This window comes from Bradyrhizobium sp. SOJA106, from assembly GCF_059448745.1.
Window position 1 is genome coordinate 1,955,766 of sequence record NZ_CM182549.1, and the last position, 20,412, is coordinate 1,976,177.

At 57.9% G+C, this 20,412-nt stretch carries 17 protein-coding genes; 15 read left to right on the forward strand and 2 right to left on the reverse strand.

Going from position 1 to position 20,412, the window contains the following annotated elements; all coding sequences use genetic code 11:
* Positions 1–170 precede the first annotated feature (170 nt).
* The gene (nodD1, locus tag AC5V87_RS08740; RefSeq protein ID WP_495370663.1) at positions 171–1,115 is read right to left on the reverse strand and encodes a transcriptional regulator NodD1; all 945 of its coding nucleotides are present in this window, start codon (positions 1,113–1,115) and stop codon (positions 171–173) included.
* Positions 1,116–1,936: 821 nt separating this feature from the next.
* Between nodD1 and AC5V87_RS08745 the strand changes: the two genes are divergently transcribed.
* The 15 genes from AC5V87_RS08745 (at position 1,937) to AC5V87_RS08815 (ending at position 17,987) form a co-directional block, all read left to right on the forward strand.
* Positions 1,937–2,569, forward strand: a complete 633-nt coding sequence (locus AC5V87_RS08745) for a NodA family N-acyltransferase (RefSeq protein ID WP_495370664.1) — start codon at positions 1,937–1,939, stop codon at positions 2,567–2,569.
* On the forward strand, positions 2,566–3,225 hold the full coding sequence (nodB, locus tag AC5V87_RS08750) for a chitooligosaccharide deacetylase NodB (RefSeq protein ID WP_495370665.1): 660 nt from the start codon (positions 2,566–2,568) through the stop codon (positions 3,223–3,225). The genes AC5V87_RS08745 and nodB overlap by 4 nt, the downstream gene beginning before the upstream one ends.
* Positions 3,226–3,241: 16 nt before the next feature.
* Positions 3,242–4,618: a chitooligosaccharide synthase NodC gene (nodC, locus tag AC5V87_RS08755; RefSeq protein WP_495370666.1), complete on the forward strand. Its 1,377-nt coding sequence runs from the start codon at positions 3,242–3,244 to the stop codon at positions 4,616–4,618.
* Between the two features lie 11 nt (positions 4,619–4,629).
* Positions 4,630–5,259, forward strand: a complete 630-nt coding sequence (gene nodS, locus AC5V87_RS08760; protein ID WP_495370667.1) for a nodulation methyltransferase NodS — start codon at positions 4,630–4,632, stop codon at positions 5,257–5,259.
* A gap of 13 nt (positions 5,260–5,272) precedes the next feature.
* Positions 5,273–6,982, forward strand: a complete 1,710-nt coding sequence (gene nodU, locus AC5V87_RS08765; protein ID WP_495370668.1) for a nodulation protein NodU — start codon at positions 5,273–5,275, stop codon at positions 6,980–6,982.
* A gap of 1 nt (position 6,983) precedes the next feature.
* Positions 6,984–7,904, forward strand: a complete 921-nt coding sequence (nodI, locus tag AC5V87_RS08770) for a nodulation factor ABC transporter ATP-binding protein NodI (protein ID WP_495370669.1) — start codon at positions 6,984–6,986, stop codon at positions 7,902–7,904.
* A 3-nt stretch (positions 7,905–7,907) separates the two neighbouring features.
* A complete protein-coding gene (locus AC5V87_RS08775) occupies positions 7,908–8,696 on the forward strand; it encodes an ABC transporter permease (RefSeq protein ID WP_495370670.1) in 789 nt (262 codons plus the stop codon).
* Positions 8,697–8,960: 264 nt separating this feature from the next.
* Positions 8,961–10,070: a nodulation protein NodZ gene (locus AC5V87_RS08780; RefSeq protein WP_495370671.1), complete on the forward strand. Its 1,110-nt coding sequence runs from the start codon at positions 8,961–8,963 to the stop codon at positions 10,068–10,070.
* Complete coding sequence (locus AC5V87_RS08785; protein ID WP_495370672.1) at positions 10,067–10,282, forward strand: hypothetical protein; 216 nt, start codon at positions 10,067–10,069, stop codon at positions 10,280–10,282. The genes AC5V87_RS08780 and AC5V87_RS08785 overlap by 4 nt, the downstream gene beginning before the upstream one ends.
* Before the next feature lie 38 nt (positions 10,283–10,320).
* Entirely contained in the window at positions 10,321–10,611 is a 291-nt protein-coding gene (locus AC5V87_RS08790) for a hypothetical protein (protein WP_495370673.1), read from the forward strand.
* A gap of 283 nt (positions 10,612–10,894) precedes the next feature.
* Entirely contained in the window at positions 10,895–11,731 is an 837-nt protein-coding gene (locus tag AC5V87_RS08795; RefSeq protein ID WP_456840491.1) for an SDR family NAD(P)-dependent oxidoreductase, read from the forward strand.
* Between the two features lie 183 nt (positions 11,732–11,914).
* Positions 11,915–13,738 (forward strand): nif-specific transcriptional activator NifA, encoded by a 1,824-nt coding sequence (gene nifA / locus AC5V87_RS08800; RefSeq protein WP_495370674.1) that lies wholly within the window; start codon positions 11,915–11,917, stop codon positions 13,736–13,738.
* 404 nt (positions 13,739–14,142) lie between these two features.
* Positions 14,143–14,985 carry an electron transfer flavoprotein subunit beta/FixA family protein gene (locus tag AC5V87_RS08805; RefSeq protein WP_495370675.1) on the forward strand — a complete coding sequence of 281 codons (843 nt, stop codon included), beginning with the start codon at positions 14,143–14,145 and terminating at the stop codon, positions 14,983–14,985.
* Positions 14,986–16,208: 1,223 nt separating this feature from the next.
* Positions 16,209–17,303 carry a GFA family protein gene (locus AC5V87_RS08810; RefSeq protein WP_495370676.1) on the forward strand — a complete coding sequence of 365 codons (1,095 nt, stop codon included), beginning with the start codon at positions 16,209–16,211 and terminating at the stop codon, positions 17,301–17,303.
* An 18-nt stretch (positions 17,304–17,321) separates the two neighbouring features.
* Positions 17,322–17,987 carry a 2OG-Fe(II) oxygenase gene (locus AC5V87_RS08815; protein ID WP_495370677.1) on the forward strand — a complete coding sequence of 222 codons (666 nt, stop codon included), beginning with the start codon at positions 17,322–17,324 and terminating at the stop codon, positions 17,985–17,987.
* 760 nt (positions 17,988–18,747) lie between these two features.
* Here the strand turns inward: AC5V87_RS08815 and AC5V87_RS08820 are convergent.
* Positions 18,748–20,064, reverse strand: coding sequence for a preATP grasp domain-containing protein (locus tag AC5V87_RS08820; protein WP_495370678.1), 1,317 nt, complete (start codon positions 20,062–20,064; stop codon positions 18,748–18,750).
* Between the last annotated feature and the right edge of the window lie 348 nt (positions 20,065–20,412).

Here is a 20,412-nt window from a genome sequence, read left to right on the forward strand (position 1 = left end):
GCGCATCAAACCTCACCGGCTAGGTCACCACGTGCACCACTCGGCAAGTCTTCGCAACCGATCGCCGCCTCTGCTAGCTCCGCTCCTGTCACGTCTCGAAGTTGCGAAAGTGGCTGAGCACGTCGAATGATAGCGTATCTTGAACGTGCCGAGAGCCGCTTATGGTGAGCCTAGCAGCGCCTGCGAGTGGGAGGCTCCTGATGCCCAGATGCCATGTTGGATGCTTCCTCCAGCAATATCCGCCGCATCCAAATGCTCGCTGGGTCGGTATTGTGGAACGCAGGCCACTGCACAGCCTCTGTGAATGTGGGCAGGGGGAGCGGTGGTTCGACTATTCGCAGTGGCATCCGCTTTTCGAAGTGTTTGGCGAGTCGTAAGGGCATTGTGCCGATTCGGCCTGTGTCCAGCAATATCGGCGGAATCAGGCTAAAGCCCTGCACAACGATCTCAATGCGTCTCTTGACGCCGTGCTCAAGCAGGAACCATTCCTCAAGGTTTGGTCGGAGCGCGCGTCCGAACTTCGCCGTAACGTGCCCCATAGAAATGTATTTCTCGAACGTCAGCTGCCGCGATAGCTGCTTGTTCTCGCGGCATCCCACGCATACGAGGGTCTCGTCGAACAGCGTCGCCTTAGGATGCGCGCTCGACATGAACAGCTCCGGCAGAATGAGAAAGTCGACCTCGCCCCGGCGGAGCAGCTCATCGGGTTCATCGGAAAATGGCAGCAACTCGAAACGCACCGCCGGAGCTTCCTTTGCAATACGGTCCACAATCTTGCGAAGAAAGACGATCGTCATGAAATCGGAGAGAATGAACCTGAAGCGTCGGCTCGACTGAGTAGGGTCGAACGCGTCCCGCGATATAATCGAGAGTTGGATGTGCAGCAGCGCCTCGCGAACCGGACCTGCAAGCGCCTCCGCGCCAGGTGTCGGGACGAGCTCGCGACCTCTCATGGTAAATAGTTCATCACGGAAATAGGTGCGCAGCCGCGCAATCGCAGCGCTCATAGCGGGCTGGCTTAGGTGAATCTTGCGCGCCGCCGCTGTGAGGTTGCGCTCCGTCATCAGAGCATCGAGCGCAACGAGAAGGTTTAGATCAAGTCCCTTGAACCGCATGTTGTGAGTCTATCCATCGTGTGGATGTGTTCCATCGGAACAATCGATTTTACCAAACTTGGCGACGTTGGATAGCAAACATCAGTTTGGAAAAGTAATCAGGCATACCACCATGGCTGCTGCTCGTTCATGCGGGCTCAGAGAAAAGCTGCTGGACGTGCGGGCAGCCGGCGCATCCGCTTCGAGGGCGGCTATGGGCACGCCGTGCGAGCCGCGTCGTTTCTTATCGGTGCGAAACTCGCTGAATCGCGACGCCAGGCAGACCTCCGTAAACGTTGGTATGCGCGTTTCATCCGTTTCCATATTGCAGGTTTACCCGCGTACACTTGAGAGCGCGCTCAGCCGCATTCTAGTGTCGCGTAGTAGCGGCAGGCGCAGATTGCGGATGCCAAGTAATTCAGGCCAGTCTCCAAATGGCTCGCCTGTCCACCGCATTCAGGGCGTGTCGAAGATGCATAAGAACCAGTGTGATCTGATGCCACTCGGATGCGCCATCGATGAGGCCCCGCGCATCGAAGGCCTGCCCGCAGACGTCGAAACGTCGACAGCGATGCTAGACGAGGCGGAAAAGCTCCGTGGTGCAGACAGGTTCTGGCTAGTCCAATCGTCTCGTCGGCATCTTCCAGGATATCTCGCACAGGCCATTGGCCGGATAGCGAGCGCGAACCATGCGATCGCGTCCTCGCGAGGCAAAAGCACCCGGCGCGGGATGCCGAGCTCCGCGGCATGGCAGCGCATTCAGTAATGATCAGCGGTTCGACGACTAGCCAGTTCACGTGACCATCTCCGCTCTTAATTCCACCGGCGCAAGGAAGCTCGCCATGAACATTGCGGTACCCCAGACTGCGGACGCTCCTTCGGCACGCGCCCAAGTGCAGTGGAGCCGTCGCTGGGAAAGCGAATTGCAGCTCTCCGATCATGCCGAACTCGCCGAGTTCTTCCGCAAGAGTTACGGGCCGACCGGTGCGTTCAATGCGCAGCCATTTGAGGGGAACCGAAGTTGGGCCGGGGCGAGGCCGGAGGTCCGCATTATCGGTTATGACACGCGCGGGGTCGCTGCTCATGTCGGGCTACTACGCCGCTTCATCAAGATTGGTGGGGTCGATCTACTCGTTGCCGAGCTTGGCTTGTATGCGGTGCGCCCGGATCTCGAAGGGCTTGGAATCAGCCACGCAATGCGCGTGACGTATCCGATACTGCATGAGCTTGGGGTGCCATTCGGCTTTGGTACGGTTCGGCCTGCGCTCGCGAAACATATGACCCGACTGGTCGAAAGACAGGGGCTCGCCACCCTCATGTCTGGGATTCGCGTCCGCTCCACGCTTCCGGATGTCTATCCCAATTTGTCGCCGATCCGCACCGAAGATGTGATCGTGGTGATTTTTCCGGTTGGGCGCTCGATAAGCGAGTGGCCGGCCGGAACGATCATCGATCGGAACGGGCCTGAGTTGTGAAAGAGCTCTTCGGCCTATCTGCCGTCCGTTGCGACTACGCTGACGTGAGCGGAAGTCGCCCTGTCTATTTGACCTTTGATGATGGGCCAAATCCATTTTGCACGCCAGAGGTGCTCGATGTGCTGGCGCAGCATCGGGTTCCGGCGACGTTCTTCGTGATCGGCACGTACGCTGCCGAACAGCCTGAACTCATTCGACGAATGATTGCGGAAGGGCACGAGGTTGCGAACCACACGATGACGCATCCGGATCTATCGAGATGCGGACTAGCGGAGGTACGCGATGAAATTGTGACGGCGAGTGAGGCGATCCGTTCGGCATGCCCGCAGGCCTCACCGAGACACATGCGAGCACCTTACGGCAAGTGGACACAAGAGGTGCTCGCTATGTCAGCGAGCGCTGGCCTCACAGCTGTGCACTGGTCGGTCGATCCGAGAGATTGGTCCCGCCCCGGGGTCGATGGAATTGTGAATTCAGTACTGGCGAGCGTTCGCCCGGGGGCAATTGTGCTTCTGCACGACGGATATCCTCCTGATGAGGAGCGACCGTGCACTGATGCAACGCTGCGCGATCAGACCACCATCGCGCTGTCACATCTGATCCCGGCACTACAACGGCGCGGGTTTGTAATCCGTCCACTCCCTCAACTTCACTGAAAAACTGACACACCCAATGGACCTGCTCGCTACAACCAGTGCTGTCGCTGTTTCGTCTTATGCACTGCTCTCGACGATCTACAAGAGCGCGCAAGCGCTTTATGCCCAGCCGGCGAGGAACCCATCGCTGCAGGGCAACCTGGGACGCTCGGAGGCGGTCCTTCCCAGTGTAGACATCATCGTACCGTGCTTCAACGAGGATCCAATCACGCTCGCCCAATGTCTGGAGTCGCTTGCGAGTCAAGACTACACCGGAAAGCTACAGGTCTATGTGGTCGACGATGGATCTAAAAATCGCGACCGTGTCGCGCCTGTACACAAGATCTATGCGAACGATCCGAGGTTCAGCATCATCTTGCTGGCAAATAACGTTGGAAAACGCAAGGCGCAGATCGCCGCAATACGCAGCTCATCCGGTGACCTGGTCCTCAACGTTGACTCCGATACGATACTTGCCGCCGACGTCGTCACGAAGCTCGTATTGAAGATGGACGACCCGCAGATTGGTGCGGCTATGGGTCAGTTGATAGCGAGCAACCGCAGCCAAACCTGGCTTACCAGGCTAATTGATATGGAATACTGGTTGGCATGCAACGAGGAGCGCGCCGCGCAGGCGCGTTTCGGTGCCGTCATGTGCTGCTGCGGCCCATGTGCCATGTATCGTCGCACCGCGCTCGCCTTGCTTCTTGATCAATACGAAGCGCAATTCTTTCGTGGGAAGCCGAGCGATTTCGGTGAGGATCGCCATCTAACGATCCTCATGCTCAAGGCGGGATTTCGAACCGAATACGTCCCGGACGCGATCGCAGCAACAGTCGTGCCGGACAGCCTCGCCCCATATCTACGCCAGCAACTCCGCTGGGCGCGCAGTACCTTCCGGGACACCTTCCTTGCATTGCGCCTGCTGCCAGAGCTCGATGGCTATCTGACGCTAGACGTTATCGGGCAAAATCTCGGCCCGTTGCTTCTCGCCCTGTCATCACTGGCTGCGCTCGCACAGCTCCTAATCGCCGGCTCAGTACCCTGGTGGACGGGATTGACGATTGCAGCAATGACAATGATCCGCTGCAGTGTGGCAGCCTTTCGTGCTCGCGAACTGCGTTTTCTCGGCTTCTCGCTCCACACACCGATTAATATCTTTCTCTTACTTCCCTTGAAGGCCTATGCGCTTTGTACGTTGAGCAACAGCGATTGGCTATCGCGCAAGCTCGCCAGTGGGCCGGACGAAGCGGAAAACCAGTCTGTCATACTGCACCCGAACGTTGGACGAAGTGCTGCAAGTAGATGGAGAGCGCCTGCAACAATGCGTAAGGAGGAACTTTCGTACTGTGAATCGAGCCTGACGCCAACAAAGAGCGTTTGCGGCCGCGATGGTTCAACTGCCTGCAAGTAGGTGATAAGCTCATGACCTCGGACGCAAACCATCACCTATTAGAGCGTGAGTTGGCTGTCGACGATCCATGGCGCCTCGACAGTAGTTCTTTCGAGCAGGAGCGATACGCGCAAATGCTCCGGATGTCGCGTTGCAATGGAGATGTTGCGTGTGCCCTCGAAGTTGGATGTGCAGCCGGTGCATTCACCGGCATGCTGGCGCCGCTATGCGAACGACTCACCGTGGTCGATGTCATGCCCCAGGCGATTGAGCGAGCGCGACTACGGACCAGTAAGTGGTCACATATCACGTGGGTGACGTGCGACATTCAGCGGTTCTCGACGACTGAGCAATTCGATTTGATCGTCGTCGCCGAGGTTCTTTACTATCTCAATGACATTGCCGAGATGCATGCGGCTATCCGCAACCTCGTGAGCATGCTTGCGCCAAATGGAGCTCTGGTTTTCGGGTCCGCACGTGATGCTCCATGTCAACGATGGGGCCATGCTGCTGGTGCCGAAACGGTGATCGCTCTCTTCAAGGAGAGCCTATCGGAGGTCGAGCGTCTGCATTGTCACACCGAGTCGATCAACGAAGACTGCTTGATCGTCCGCTTCCGGAAGCCGGGTCATTCGTCAGAACAATCAAACGTCGGTCACTAGACGAGGGGGTCGTATGCGCATCTGCGGCATCAAGTTAACACATGACGGGGCAATTGCTGTCGTCGAGGACGGGCGGCTTGTCTTTTGCACCGAGCAAGAGAAGCGCGGCAACAGTCCACGCTATCAACCCGTCGATAATCTCGATGCAGTCGTGCTCGCCCTGGCGGAGCATGGCCTGGATCCGCGGGATATCGATCAGTTCGTGATCGACGGCTGGGATGGGGAGATTGAGTCGCAGTTCCAGGTCCTAAGCGGCGCTGTGCCGATCGCGCTGAAAGGGGCGCCATATGTCGAGCGCCATGCTGAGGGCCTTCTTGATTCCGTCGACGGCTTTGGCCTGATCCTCGGAGGCAAGGTGTTTCCATATAAGAGCTACCCGCACGTCACGGGCCACGTCGCGTCAGCATATAGCACCAGTCCCTTTGCCAGCGCGGGAAAACCCGCGTTCTGTCTGGTATGGGACGGCTGCATCTTTCCACGTCTTTACTATGTGGAACCCCGGGGGGCACGGCTCATTGCATCCCTGTTTCCGATGATCGGCCATGCCTATGCTGCCGCGGGCCTTCACTTCGGCCCTTATAGGCAGCCGAACCGCTCCAATTGGGATTTGGGCATCGCCGGCAAGCTGATGGCTTACATCGCGCTTGGCTCTGTCGATGAAAGCATCGTGGCGGTTTTTCAGGAGCTCTACGAAAAGCGCTTCGCCGCTGACACGGAGCAGGCGCATCGATACCGCGCTGACATCAACAATGCGGAAGCATCGCTTGCAGCTATGCACGACTTCTTCGAGGCAAGCGCATTGCGCCTGACCGCCAAGCGAGCGGAGGACGTCCTTGCGTCGTTTCATGTGTTCGTGGAACGTCTTCTTGTCAAGGAAATGGCGGTGGTGTTGCTGCGATACTCGTCGCTTCCGGGAGCGCGAAATCTATGTATCGCCGGAGGTTGCGGTCTCAATATCAAGTGGAACAGCGCGCTTCGTGCGGCGGGATTGTTCGATGATGTTTGGGTGCCGCCGTTTCCGAATGACAGCGGCTCGGCAATCGGCGCTGCTTGCGGCGCGATGGCGGCGCAAAATGGCTTCGGGCCATTGGAATGGTCAGTCTACAGTGGTCCGGCTCTGCAGGACAGCGAGCTTCCGCCGGATTGGGAGGTGGCGCCATGCAGTCTGCGTGAACTTGCGGTGATTCTCGCCGACAACAAGCCGGTCATCTTCCTTTCCGGGCGCGCCGAGCTGGGGCCGCGGGCGTTGGGCGGCAGAAGCATTCTTGCAGCGCCGACCTCCCCGGCAATGAAGGATCATCTCAACGACATCAAGCGTCGCGAGCACTTCCGGCCGGTGGCGCCGATCTGTCTGGAGGACCGGGCCCCAGAAATTTTCAGCCCAGGTACGCCAGATCCTTACATGCTGTTCGATCACCAGACCCGCGCGGAATGGCGCGACAAGATCCCCGCTGTGGTCCATCTTGACGGCTCGGCGCGGCTGCAGACCATCTCCCGCAACTCTCCGCACAAGGTCGCCGCGCTTCTCGTCGAATTTGAGCAACTCACGGGGATTCCGCTGCTCTGCAACACGAGCGCCAACCTCCACGGACGGGGATTCTTCCCGGATGCTGCCGCGGCCTGCCAATGGGGGCGTGTTGAGCATGTGTGGTGCGATGGCCAGCTTTGGACCAAAACGGTAGTCGAGAAGCCATCGTCTGCTGAACGACTTCTTTCAGCCTAAGATGAACATGTCCACGGTAGCGATCGATCTTGTTGATGTGAAAAAGTCATTTGGCGACAAGGTCATCGTCAATAAACTGTCGTTCTCGGTTGCGCGCGGAGAATGCTTCGGCCTGCTTGGGCCAAATGGAGCTGGCAAGAGCACGATTGCGCGTATGCTCCTCGGCATGATTTCGCCGGACGCGGGCAAGATTACGGTCCTCAATGAGCCTGTGCCTTCCCGCGCTCGTGTGGCGCGTGTGCGCATCGGCGTGGTGCCGCAGTTCGATAACCTTGAACTCGAGTTCACCGTGCGAGAGAATCTGCTCGTATTTGGCCGCTATTTCGGCATGAGCGCTCGCAAGATCGAGGAGGTCGCGCCATCGCTGCTCGAGTTTGCCCGCCTCGAAAGTAAGGCGGACGTGCGCGTCTCCGAGCTGTCCGGTGGCATGAAGAGGCGGCTGACGCTGGCGCGCGCTCTGATTAATGATCCACATCTACTCGTGATGGACGAGCCTACAACTGGTCTCGATCCACATGCACGCCACCTGATTTGGGAACGCCTGCGAGTTCTACTTGCGCGCGGCAAAACGATCCTCTTGACAACTCACTTCATGGAAGAGGCCGAACGCCTGTGCGACCGGCTGTGCGTGCTTGAGAGTGGATGCAAGATCGCCGAAGGCAAGCCCGACGCGTTGATAGACGAGCATATCGGTTGCAACGTCATCGAAATTTATGGCGGTGATCCACTTCAACTCCGTGAGTTGATCAGGCCCTATGCCCGGCACATCGAAGTGAGTGGAGAAACGCTTTTTTGTTATGCGCCACACCCGGAGCAGGTACGCGTGCACCTGCGCGGGCGAGCGGACCTTCGCATTCTGCAGCGCCCGCCCAATCTCGAGGACGTGTTTTTGCGTTTGACCGGGCGAGAGATGGAGAAATGAGCGATGGGTGAACGTTATGCCGCGGTCATGCCCGCTAACGCATACAACTGGATCGCGGTGTGGCGCCGAAATTTCCTGGCATGGAGGAAAGTCGCGCTTGCATCGCTTCTCGGCAACCTCGCAGATCCCATGACTAATCTGTTTGGCCTCGGCTTTGGCCTCGGACTCATCATGGGGCAGGTTGAGGGGACTTCGTACATCGCATTTCTGGCGGCGGGTATGGTCGCGATCAGCGCCATGACATCCGCGACCTTTGAAACCCTATATGCGGCCTTTGCTCGCATGGACGCCAAGCGCACCTGGGAGGCAGTCCTGTTCACACAGCTCACGCTTGGCGATATCGTGCTAGGTGAATTGGTGTGGGCGGCTAGTAAGTCCGTTCTGGCCGGGACAGCAATTGGGATTGTGGCTGCCATGCTGGGTTATGCGTCCTGGACGTCCATTTTCTGTGCCATACCAACAATTGCCCTTACTGGCCTTGTCTTTGCTAGCCTGGCAATGGTCGTCATAGCTATCGCGCCAACTTACGATTACTTCGTGTTTTACCAGTCGCTCATTCTTACGCCCATGGTGTTTCTTTGTGGCGCGGTCTTCCCGATAACCCAACTGCCCAGCTCATTTCAGCACCTCGCCGGCTTATTGCCGCTCGCGCATTCGGTCGACCTCATTCGTCCGGTAATGCTTGAGCGCGGCGTCGGCGACGCTGCGCTGCATGTCGGTGCCCTGTGCTTGTACGCGGTATTCCCCTTCTTCATCTCGACAATGCTGTTTCGGCGGCGCCTGCTGCGTTGACATGAAATTTCGCAAAAACGCCGAAGTGAATTGATGCCATCTCACGGTGCTCTTTTGCGACAGCTTGAGACTATTCAACCTGACACAGCAGCTGCTGCAGGGCTCGAGGGTTATAATACGTTCGCCGCTATCGCCTGCATGTGTGGGCGGCCAGGCCATCCGACGCACAGGGCGGCATCGGCATCCGACTGAAATCGGGTGCGCCGACGCAACACCGCTGAAGAAAATACGCAAAGCACGCGGCACACCAGGGATAGCGCTGCTATGAAGTTCTACCGACGCAGCTCGCCGACACCGCGATTTCAGGCCATGGCGTCGGACGAGATGAGTGAGACGTTTGCAGTGACGTCTCTTGTCCAAACAGGAGCCCCGGAAGAGGCAATGCAGATGCTTAGCGGTTTGAGAAATGACCGGTTCGTAGTTTCCCGGCGACGTACGGGGTTCGGCGATTGCCTGTGGTCACTGGCGGCAGCCTGGCGTTTTGCAAAGCAGACTGGACGGACGCTAGCCATTGATTGGCGGGGATCTTGTTATCTCGATGAGCCATTCACTAATGCCTTTCCAGTCTTTTTCGAGCCGGTTCACGACATTGCTGGCGTGCGGGTGATTTGCGACGACGAGATCAATCAGTGTTCATTTCCGGGACCATTCTTCCCGGCATGGTGGAACAAGCCATCCATCGATTGCGTCTATCGACCGGACGAGCAGATTTTCCGGGAACGCGACGAACTCGATCAACTGTTCCAGAGTCGGAAAGATAGTGACGCTAGCACGGTTGTGTGTGACGCCTGCCTGATGTGGCGCTGCGATCAGGAGGCCGAACGAGAAATCTTTCGGAGCATCAGGCCACGAGCTGACATTCAGGCTCGGATTGATGCTATCTACCGCGAGCACTTTGAATCGTACAGCGTAATCGGCATCCATGTCCGGCATGGCAACGGCGAGGACATTATGGGGCATGCTCCTTACTGGGCTGACCCGGAGCGCGCCTTGCGACAAGTCTGTAATGCCGTTGATAAGGCTTGGGGGTTACCCCACGCAAAACCCGTGAAGGCTTTCCTGTGCACCGACAGCGCGCTCGTCCTTGAGAAGGTATCGACTATATTTCCTGATGTTTTCACGATCCCAAAACGGTTCCAGGCACCTCAGGCCGGCCCATTGCACAACGCTGCGCTCGGAGCCGAGGGTGGCGTTTCCGCCCTCATCGATATGTATCTCCTTGCGCGCTGCGACACCGTGATCCGCTTTCCCCCAACGAGCGCCTTCACACGCTATGCGCGTCTCTTTGCCCCACGCGTTATAGAATTTGATTTGAACGATCCGAGCCGATTGATCCTGATTGAAGAATCCTCGCAAGAGCTCGTGGGTTCATGAAATTCGTGGCCCGTCTAATCGATCTGATTGCCGCTTTTTGCACCCAGCAGTATTGGCAGATCTTCTCGGGGCGGCAATTGTCTGCCCAGAGTGAGGCTCTGTCGCGAACTTCCACCGGAGAACAGAGCGACGCGGGATTCGAACGTCTTCCGCCGAAGCGCGACGTCGGCAACAATGACCTTAAGGTGCTGCCGCCCGGTAAACAGGTGTAAACGTCTTCGCGTAGGGGGCGCAAGTCGAAGCGAACTAATTGGTGGTCGATCGCGGTGAACATATCGAAAGGTTCTCCGTTCAGCCGGCGAGTTCCGGCGTGGCGGTCGGACACTGGCTGGTGCGGACGGGCGCTCTCGAGATCCACTATTTTGAACAAGATCCAGTACGCCAGGTCGTGGTCCGGAATCAATCCGGCCGCCGATGTGCAGTGCTGGATACAGCCGAGCAGGGCGCGATGAAGTCGGCATCGTTGCCGACGAATCTAACGTACGAGGCTGGTAACGTCAGCTTTCGAGCTGAGGCGCTACTGGCGGCGCCGCTATCCTGATCGATCTTTGCCACGACGAGAGGCGCTGGACATCTTTTGGCTTCCGGTTGTGCGATCGGGAAAGAGAGCGCGGCTCGCAGCCTTGTCTTGACGAAGGCGAGTGTGCTCGCGACATTGCGTAGCTGATGCACCATCGCTGTCACAAAGCACACTCACCGTGTCTTGAACCCGCCAAGCATTCCGCGTGCGCGACATTAGGACGCAAAACGGAAGCGGATTTACATGCATCGCACTGGCCCAAATCCTGCTACGCGTGCGGCACGCGGCAGGAGAGGAGGCGGGCGTGGGTTTTGATCTGCCAAATGACGATCTGATCAAAGGCCCGGCGCCCGAAACACATTTGGGTTGCTCCTTTCAGGCCGATAAAGCCCGTGTTCATGGCAGAGAACAGAAGGCGATGTTGCTCACCGGAGCATCGCGCGGAATTGGTCATGCGACCGCCAAGTTGTTCTCGGAGGCGGGCTGGCGCATCATCTCTTGCGCGCGTCAACCGTTCGACGGCGAGCGATGCCCTTGGGAGGCAGGCAACGAAGATCATGTCCAGATCGACCTCAGCAATCATCGAATGCTGCCGCGCGCGATCACTGAGGTCAAGAACCGCTTGGCCGGTGCACCTTTGCATGCGCTGGTGAACAATGCAGGTGTCTCGCCGAAAACGCCCGCTGGCGATCGGATGACGTCGTTGACGACGTCAATCGAGACCTGGATGAAGGTGTTCCATCTCAATTTGGTGGCGCCGATCCTGTTGGCCCAGGGTTTGTTTGACGAGCTAAGAGCCGCGTCAGGTTCGATCGTGAATGTGACTTCCATTGCGGGCTCGCGGGTGCACCCGTTTGCCGGCAGTGCCTATGCGACGTCGAAAGCTGCGCTTGCGAGCCTCACACGCGAAATGGCGCACGATTATGCGCCGCATGGCATTCGCGTGAATGCGATCGCGCCCGGCGAAATCAGGACGGACATGTTATCGCCCGACACAGAAGCGCGTCTTGTGCCAAGTATCCCGCTTCGCAGAGTGGGAACCCCGGATGAAGTGGCCAGGGTCATCTTCTTCCTGTGCTCGGATGCGGCGAGCTATGTCACGGGGGCCGAGGTGCCGATCAATGGTGGGCAACATCTGTGAATCGCCCGGCCTTGGCGACGAGCTGACGTGAGCTGCAGCAGCGGTGCTTATGTTCTCCGCTGACGACGCGCACGCAATCCGCAAAAATGAATGAAAGCACACCGTAAGTTTACCGTCGTGCCATGAAAAGGTGTCACGGTTCTATGTCATCTCGTCAACACTTGGCGTTAGATCGAGAGTGACATGCAAAACGAAGCTCGCCAACCGGGACAAGGTACCAGGGAGGATGATCAAGAGAACGGAGCCCGCCTCATGCTGGATATACCTTCCTCACGTGAACGTCCTGCCTCGCAACCTGAGCCGGAGGGTAAGCTCTCGGGTGAGCCGCTGCGTGAGAGCGCGCTGACCGGCATCTTCGAGATATCGAAAATACTCGCCGCTCCTTGTCGGATCGAGGTCACGTTGGCCAACGTTCTTGATCTTCTGCAGTCGTTTGTGCAGATGCGACACGGCATCGTCTCACTGTTCGATGACGACGGCATGCCGGACATTACAGTGGGCGCGGGCTGGAGCGAAGGCAGCGACGAACGTTACCGGATGCGACTGCCGCGGACGGCAATCGACCAGATCATCGCGACGGACAGGCCTCTGGTCGTCGAGAACGTGGCCACCGATCCGGTATTCAGCGCTGCCGACCGGGAAGTGCTCGGCGCCTCTGATGATATGCCGGTGTCGTTCATCGGGGTGCCGATTCGTATTGATCCGAAGGTCGTAGGTACGCTGACGGTTGACCGTATCCGGGACGACAGGTCGAGTCTCCGGCTCGAGTACGATGCGCGACTGCTCGCCATGATCGGCAATCTGGTGGGACAAACAGTGAAGTTACATCGCTTGTTCGTCTCCGATCGCGAACGGCTGATGACGGAGAAAGACCGGCTGCAGAAGCAAGTACTGGACCTCAGGCAACCCGCTCGGGAGCGCAAGAAGCTACACGCCCATGGGATCATTGGCGACAGTCCGGCCCTGCGTGGGCTGCTCGAGAAGATTGCCGTTGTAGCGAGATCTAACAGCACGGTTCTGCTGCGTGGCGAATCCGGTACCGGAAAGGAACTCGTAGCCAAGGCCATTCACGAATCTTCGCCCCGCGCCAGGCGCCCGTTCGTTAAGCTGAATTGCGCGGCGCTTCCTGAGACCGTCCTGGAATCCGAATTGTTCGGACATGAGAAAGGCGCCTTTACCGGTGCGTTCAGCTCGCGCAAGGGACGCTTCGAACTTGCGGACAAAGGAACGCTGTTTCTTGACGAGATCGGCGAGATCTCAGCTCCGTTCCAGGCGAAGTTGCTGCGCGTTCTCCAAGAGCAGGAGTTCGAGCGCGTTGGCAGCAACCAGACTGTTAAGGTCGATGTTCGAGTGATAGCTGCGACCAACAAGAACCTTGAAGAGGCTGTCGCAAGGAGCGAGTTCCGCGCGGACCTTTACTATCGCATCAGTGTAGTCCCCTTGCTGTTGCCGCCCTTGCGCGAAAGACGCAGTGATATTCCGCTGCTTGCGAGGGAGTTCCTCAGAAATTTCAATAACGAGAACGGCCGTACTCTGACCTTGGAGGCGAGTGCGATCGATGTACTGATGAACTGCGGCTTTCCAGGAAATGTCCGCGAACTCGAGAACTGCATCGAGCGTACAGCGACGCTGTGCGCTGGATCATCGATTGTGAGAAGTGACTTTGCATGCTGCCACGGCCAGTGCCTTTCAGCGATGCTGTGGAAAGGCACCTCCGACGAGAGACCGGACCAGCCCGCAGCCATGCCATCGGTGCCCGCAAAGTCCACCATTCCGCTAGCGGATGCGACCCAGCCGGTTCAGTCTGTCGGCGGCGAACTGGCCTCACTGGGCGCTCCCGGCACAGTTCTCGTCAGTGGCGCTAGGATGGCCGATCGCGAACGGGTCATTGCCGCCATGGAAAGATCTGGCTGGGTGCAGGCAAAAGCAGCGCGCCTGCTCGGACTAACGCCGCGCCAGATTGGCTACGCGCTGAGGAAATATGGAATAGAGATAAAGCGGTTCTGAACGACAACATCGGTCGGAACGCGATCTGCTATAGGCAATCTCACGCAATCTGAAGGAAATGGGTCCACCCACGGGGGCAACTTGGCCCCCAGCGAAATCAGCGCGCCCGCTTGCGGGACTGCTGTCGAAAGGTGGGCTCACCTGGACGTCACCCTGTCGGCCGGCCGCTGGTGATTGGCGGGGTGATCTGTCGCAAGCCGTCCTGGCCTTACTCAGCTGGCGAACCCTGCTGAAAAGCGCTGTCGCAGTCCTGACAGTGTAGCATTCGTTCGTCGGGGAGCGGGCTAGAGGCGCGCATTACCCGGTCTAAGCCTCTGTGATGGCAGGCCGATCCCAAAAGGGCGGGTGATGGTACAACACTTGCTGTGCTCTTCGTAGCTGTCGCAGCTTTTGGGAGCAACACCGTGCACAATGTCGTCTGCATCAAACAGGTTCCGGACTCGGCGCAGATCCGCGTGCACCCCGTGACCAATACAATCATGCGGCAGGGAGTGCCGACCATCATTAACCCATACGACCTCTTCGCCCTCGAGGCTGCGCTGGAGCTGCGCGATCGGTTCGGCGGCGAAATTACGGTGCTTACAATGGGACCGCCGTCGGCGGAAGATTCTTTGCGAAAGGCGCTGACTTACGGCGCCGATCGCGCCGTCCTGCTCACCGATCGCTGCTTTGCGGGCTCCGACACCCTGGCCACAACGTATGCACTTGCAACAGCCATCCGAAAAATTGGGAAGGAATATGGCCCGACAAACCTCATCTTCACGGGGAAGCAGACCATCGACGGCGATACCGCGCAGGTTGGGCCCGGCATCGCAAAGCGGCTGGGCGTATTGCAGCTAACCTACGTTGCGAAAGTGAGATCCTTAGATCTCGCCGCCGATACAATTGAAGCAGAACGACGCTCCGAAGGTGGCGTCCAGGTGCTGCACACGAAGCTGCCCTGTCTCATCACCATGCTCGAGGCAACGAATCAGATTCGGCGAGGCGCGATGGCGGATGCCTTGCGTGCCGCGCGTGCCAAAATCGTGAAATGGAGTGCAAACGATGCCGGTATCGAAGACGTCTCCAAATGCGGCCTCAAGGGATCGCCGACCGTCGTCAAGCGAGTGTTCGCTCCCCCTGCGCGGGCTGAGAAGGCAGCGCTGGTCGAGGCCGGCGAGCAACCCGCTCAGGCGTTGATAGACGCGATTTTCAAGCATCAGCCGAAGCTCGAAGCCGATCTTGCTGCACTTGCCCGTGAGGCTTGATCTGGAGCGAGCGAAACGGTCCAAGATGTACCAACACCATGAGGCACTCGCGCGAGCGCGCAAAATGTAGCCAGGTATTTCAGCCCGCGAGCCGCGCGTTCTGGTTCATGGCGTTCTGCGATTGCTCACGAGCATCGGGGACTGCATGTTTCCTAGACCGCGTCATGGCCTCGATCGATGGCCGGAGTTGGCCGCGATTGTCAGGCGCATCGAAAAGGGCTGCGAATGCGTCCAGATCACGCCATATGGTCGTGTTCGACGGCGTTGAGGCGACTGCTTAGCGCGTAGTTGTCACAAGCGACAAATTACGTCAGCGAACGGGATCACCATGCTAGCGCCCCCCCAAAGCGCTTGTCGCGCTGTTCAGGGCGTGAAGCCGACCTATGTGGCACTTTGGATTAATCTCCGCGATTCAATACTCCCTATGCTCATTGACCCATTGTGAGTGGCGGCTGGCTCTTCGCCGTCTGGTGTCCGACAGCCGTCCAAGCGCTGTCAGGTTCAATACACTTGCGATGAGGAGTTCATCGCGATTTTGTCAATGTATTCAGAATTTGTGGAGCGAGGTGCACGGGTTGGCACGGTGATTGCTGTAAGCGTGCAAGAAGACATCGTGGTGGCACTAGCGAACGTGAAACATAGCGCCGTCTCTTCGAGAAGCTCGTGCCGGCCAGCAGCAGCAGCCGGCATTTTCGCGCAGTCTGCTGCAAGGCCAAAGGCCAGGTAGATGCGGGTAGTCCTTGCAATGCGGTACGAAGCTCATAACGGTTCGATCGATTGGCAGGAGCCGCAACAGCGAGGGCCTGCGCGGCGCAATATCTCACCATGACGCCGCAAGCGTATGATGGCCGGCCCGGAAATTCGCGGCATCGAACTGTTCGTGGGCCGGAATCCGTCTTGATCGCCGCCGTTCAGTTGATGTGCGCGCTCCGTTCGATGCGGGTGAGCAGCCCTGAACATTCCGCTGTCTGCTACCGCGAAGGTGGCGACCAAGAATGTCGCCTACATGGTGAACGCGAAGACAAGCCCATCGAAACCAACGAACTCGCGGTGGCCAATAGTTGGCGCGGTGCTCCGTCAAAGACGGTTCTCTCCTCATCGCCAGGGGTCACATGACATCTCAAGCGTCTCGACTTACACCCGATCAGCCTCCGCAGATATGCTGCGAGTATTTGACCGAGCAAGCGCGAGCTCTGTTCGGCTCGCACCCGTTCGCTGCGGAGATGTCCGAGGACCAGGTCGCTCGCCTGCTGCCTGACTATCTGGCGATGTCACAGGCGTTCCCGTACCTGCAGGCGGGGTCGCAACGGGATCTCATTTTCGATGCAATGAATCACAATCGAGATATTGCGCGGGACATTGAACTGACCAGCGTGGTCGGAAATTTCATCTGTTGGGATGAGACGGGCGGTCATGGCCAAATTCTCCAGGGCGGCAAGGCGGCGCTACCCGACATTCTGGTGACTGAGAACTTCCACTCCAACCTGTTTAGAAGGGATGCGTCGCAACTACTCGGCAGAGCAATACGGCCCAACTACAGCGCCACGACCAAGCGGTACCTGCATTCTCTCTACGCCGGCTTGTCATCGAAAGATCCCTTAGTGCGTTGCGCCTACATGGTCGCTTTTGAGCTACATGCTGCGGACATGATCGAGTCGCTATGGACCACTCTAGTCAAAACGTTTAAGGCGCGGCCTGACGATCTTGAGTACTTCCGCAGCCATGTCGGCGGAGAAGATCCTGCGGAGAAGTACCACGGAGAAATGACAGGCCGGCTGATTGGCGAACTTATCCCGGCTGACCGCCAAAACCGCTTTTTAGATGAATTTGCTCGAGCCTATCGGCTCAGCCTACAGTGGTGCTGCGATCTGCTCCGAATTGTCTCACCGAAGGGAGATGATCACTCGGAGATCGAGCACCATGGCCGTTGTCATTGTGGTTCTGTCAAGTTCTACGTCAAAGCACCGCGAGAGCTCTCTGCAGTTCGATGCAACTGTTCAATCTGCGAAATGTCTGGATTTCTGCACTTGCTCGTACCTGGCAGTAAGCTTGGCATTGAGTGTGGCGAAGAATTCCTCACCGCGTATCAGTTCAATAAGAACATCGCTCGGCACACGTTTTGCCGGGTTTGTGGCGTAAAGCCATTCTATAGGCCGCGGTCGAACCCCGCCGGATTCAGCGTAAATATTCGATGCCTCGATAAAGGGACCATCGAACGCATAACAGTAAGCGAGTTCGATGGCGAGCATTGGGACCAAGCATTCCGCTCGATGCACCAGGACCTTCAGTCCTGCGTCGAAGATAACACCCTGGAGTGAACTCGAATGGCGCGCGCAATGAATCATAAATCCCGTCTGCTTTCAGAAGAAGCTTTGACAAAATACCGCATAGAGCTGCTGGTAAAGGGGACGGTCGTGATCGGCCCTCAGATATTATTCACCGAAGATGAGTTGTCCAAGATCGATCAGCTCCAGGCTGAGATTCCCGAAGAAGAAGTGAGGGAGGGAGATGCCGGCGACTCGCACAGAGTTTTCGTCAAACGCGTGAGGGTCGACCCGCCGGGCCGCGCTCCTAGCGACGTGAGCGGTGCAGCTCCACGGCAGATCATGGAACTACTTGAAAGGAAAGACCGCAGCTTCGCGGTAAGAAAGATCTTGGGGGCCACGTCGGATCACGTGATTCGCAGGTGCCAAATGCACCGGATGCCTCCTGGTTCGTTTGTTGGCATTCATCTGGATGCTGCGAGCGATCCGGATTTCGAGTACGCGGTCATTGTGCAGCTGGCGAGGGACTTCGAGGGGGGTGAGTTCGTGGTATATCCAAGCGAGTACGAACATCAGGTATTCCGACCACCATTTGGCGCTGTGCTTGTCACCACGTGTAAGCTCCGGCACGAGGTGAAGCCTGTGCTGTCCGGCGAGCGTCGATCGCTGGTCTACTTCTGTTCAAAACGCAGCGGCGCGAACCGCCGGATCATCGAAAGTTCTATCGCTGGCGCGTGAGGTGGGCTGGCTGAGATCGCTTTCGATGAATTTGCTAAGGGTGAGCTCTCAGGAGAGGGGGAGCTTGGCATCCTGTGCTCAGAGTGTCTCTGGCAAAAGCTGCCGGGGCGATGAGCATGTGGAAGAAGAGTTGCTTTGGAACGAACCCGGATCTCGCCGCCCCAGACCCGATTCGTTTCAACCTGCGCGAGCCCAGCTGCTGCGCTTGATCCCGAGCCAGAGCGAGCGCGTACAAACCTCCGGCAGATCGTCAACCATCAGGATGGTAAGGTACCGCCAATTTCCTGTTCATGCCTGTGAACGATGCGGGCGTTACTCGCGGCGGCGCCCACTGGTCGCTTCTGTTGGTTGACCAGCGCGTGCCTACCGCACCGGTTGCCTATCACTATGACTCCGCCCAGTCTTTCAACAGTACCGTTTGCAGAACAGCTCGCAGCACGTCTCGGCTTCCGCCTGCAACTGGCCCGCTGGCCCGGCAGCAGAACAGCCTGGATAGGGTATCCAGGTGGTAGACGCGACGCCAGCGCTGATTGGACGATTGGCGCAGGGCGAGCGGCCAGACCATGAGCCGCTGCACCTCGCGCACCTCATCGCCGATCGGCACTTCAGGAGCGACTTAAGGCTGATCCCGATCGGGCTGACAGAGCTCGAGCTAGACGAGCCAAACATTCACGTTGCGTCGTCCGGTACCGCGCGGGATCGAAGCAGGGACAAGTTCAGATGAATTGAGCGTCTGAAGATATGGTCGCTGGGATCTCAATCAAACCATTCGCAGTATCTGGTGCTGCAGATCGCGGGCCGCGGGCCTATCGCGCGCAATCACAAGGCACTCCACCGTGCCCGCCTCTGGGTCGGCAGCAAGCGGGATCACGCCCTCCTTGCGCGTGTGGTCGAACAGAAATCCCTTCTTGACCAAACGATCATGCGCTATTTGGAGGGATCCTGCTCGAACATTTCTTACGGATAAAATAACGTTGCAACCGGAATAGTCGAAGCCCAGCAGCCGGACGGCAATGCTGTGTAACACCGAGCCGCCACCCCAGCGGCCGTTCGCTTCATTAAACAGCAACCGTCCGTCGTCAGCGAAAATGGCGTCAATGTTGATCATTCCGCGATATCCCAGGTTTCGCGCAAGCGCCACAAATCGGTAGGCATGCGCCTGGGCGGTCAACCATTGCTCGTTCCTCAGGTCGCTTGGAAGCTCAAGTCCTGTCCAGATCAGAGCTCTTTCAGATCGATCCGTGCTTTTACGCAGACGTATGTTCCCACTGCTCATGAAAACGATTGAACCATCATCCTCGATTTCATACTCGAGATAGAACAAAGACTTCGCCAGGTGGTACGACTCCACGACCAGCGTCTTACACGATGCCGTTGTCATCTCAGACCACAGTGCGTCCGGATCAAACGACGGCCATGGAATCCGCCGGGTATCTCTTCCCCCAGGTAGTGGATCGCTTGCGTTGCCGGTCAGGATGACATTTCCGACTCCACCGGCTCCATTGTCCAACTTTACAATGACGCTGCCGGTCTCAGCTCTGAGCGAAGTGACCGCTCTGAATAGTTCGTTTGAGTCCGTCGTGACAGCCCCGTTGGGCAGCGGAAGTGCGACGCTTGTCGCCAATTGACGGAAGTGGCTCTTGCGGTTCAACAGATCAGGCCCTCGCTGCAGAGCGAAGTCGTCGCCGGTCTGCGGTATGCCCAGCTTGGCCGCCAGGCGTGCGACGCCTTCAGTAGAGTAGCAGGGAAACAATCGCCAGGTTGATTTCTGACGAATATGTCTGTTGATTCGCTCAACAACACTCTTTGACAGGAGTGTGCAATCATCAAGCACCGGCGATTGGCTGCCGCCTTGAGGTACAAGCAGACAGAGACTCGATGCGTCGAAATTGAGCGTCGCTCCAATGAAGGATAGCAGATCCGCCGGGATGACTACCGGCGAGACTATCAGGTCACCCTCATGAGCAAACCATGCTGAACGGTATGCCGAATTGGCGGCTAGCGAAAGTTGAGCTCGTGTCAGATCGGAGCCCGACATTTGAGCCGTACCGGCATTCATGATCAGGATCCGCGGCATTCGCGACCTCCGGGCAGTTTGGCCCGATCCGACAGGGATCGTGATGCCAACAATGTTGAACTTGCTGCGCCGTGTTGAGCACTGAGCGAAGCTTGAATTAGCGCCGTCCTGCTCCGAGAGAGGATCGGTCGCTGTTTTCTCATCGACATTGCAGCCCCAGAAAAGTCGGCGTGCTGAAGCTGAGGATCGCTATCCGGTCTCCCCCCTGGACACCGAGCTGATTGAAGGCGCGAGCGATACCGTCAGTCCGTCGGTTGAGGCTGACGTAGCCGAGAGGCGGCCCTTCGAAATGGATCGCAGTTTCGTCGGGAGCATACGCAGCTTTTCGGTCGATCGGGCTGCAGAGAT

Excerpts from the sequence above, each read along its gene's own strand:
- nodI (WP_495370669.1), top strand. The coding sequence starts at position 6,984 with ATGAACATGTCCACGGTAGCGATCGATCTTGTTGATGTGAAAAAGTCA.
- AC5V87_RS08780 (WP_495370671.1), top strand. The coding sequence starts at position 8,961 with ATGAAGTTCTACCGACGCAGCTCGCCGACACCGCGATTTCAGGCCATG.
- AC5V87_RS08785 (WP_495370672.1), top strand. The coding sequence starts at position 10,067 with ATGAAATTCGTGGCCCGTCTAATCGATCTGATTGCCGCTTTTTGCACC.
- AC5V87_RS08820 (WP_495370678.1), bottom strand. The coding sequence starts at position 20,064 with ATGCCGCGGATCCTGATCATGAATGCCGGTACGGCTCAAATGTCGGGC.
- nodS (WP_495370667.1), top strand. The coding sequence starts at position 4,630 with ATGACCTCGGACGCAAACCATCACCTATTAGAGCGTGAGTTGGCTGTC.
- AC5V87_RS08815 (WP_495370677.1), top strand. The coding sequence starts at position 17,322 with ATGAATCATAAATCCCGTCTGCTTTCAGAAGAAGCTTTGACAAAATAC.
- nifA (WP_495370674.1), top strand. The coding sequence starts at position 11,915 with ATGCAAAACGAAGCTCGCCAACCGGGACAAGGTACCAGGGAGGATGAT.
- nodU (WP_495370668.1), top strand. The coding sequence starts at position 5,273 with ATGCGCATCTGCGGCATCAAGTTAACACATGACGGGGCAATTGCTGTC.
- AC5V87_RS08775 (WP_495370670.1), top strand. The coding sequence starts at position 7,908 with ATGGGTGAACGTTATGCCGCGGTCATGCCCGCTAACGCATACAACTGG.
- nodC (WP_495370666.1), top strand. The coding sequence starts at position 3,242 with ATGGACCTGCTCGCTACAACCAGTGCTGTCGCTGTTTCGTCTTATGCA.
- nodD1 (WP_495370663.1), bottom strand. The coding sequence starts at position 1,115 with ATGCGGTTCAAGGGACTTGATCTAAACCTTCTCGTTGCGCTCGATGCT.
- AC5V87_RS08745 (WP_495370664.1), top strand. The coding sequence starts at position 1,937 with ATGAACATTGCGGTACCCCAGACTGCGGACGCTCCTTCGGCACGCGCC.
- AC5V87_RS08810 (WP_495370676.1), top strand. The coding sequence starts at position 16,209 with ATGTCCGAGGACCAGGTCGCTCGCCTGCTGCCTGACTATCTGGCGATG.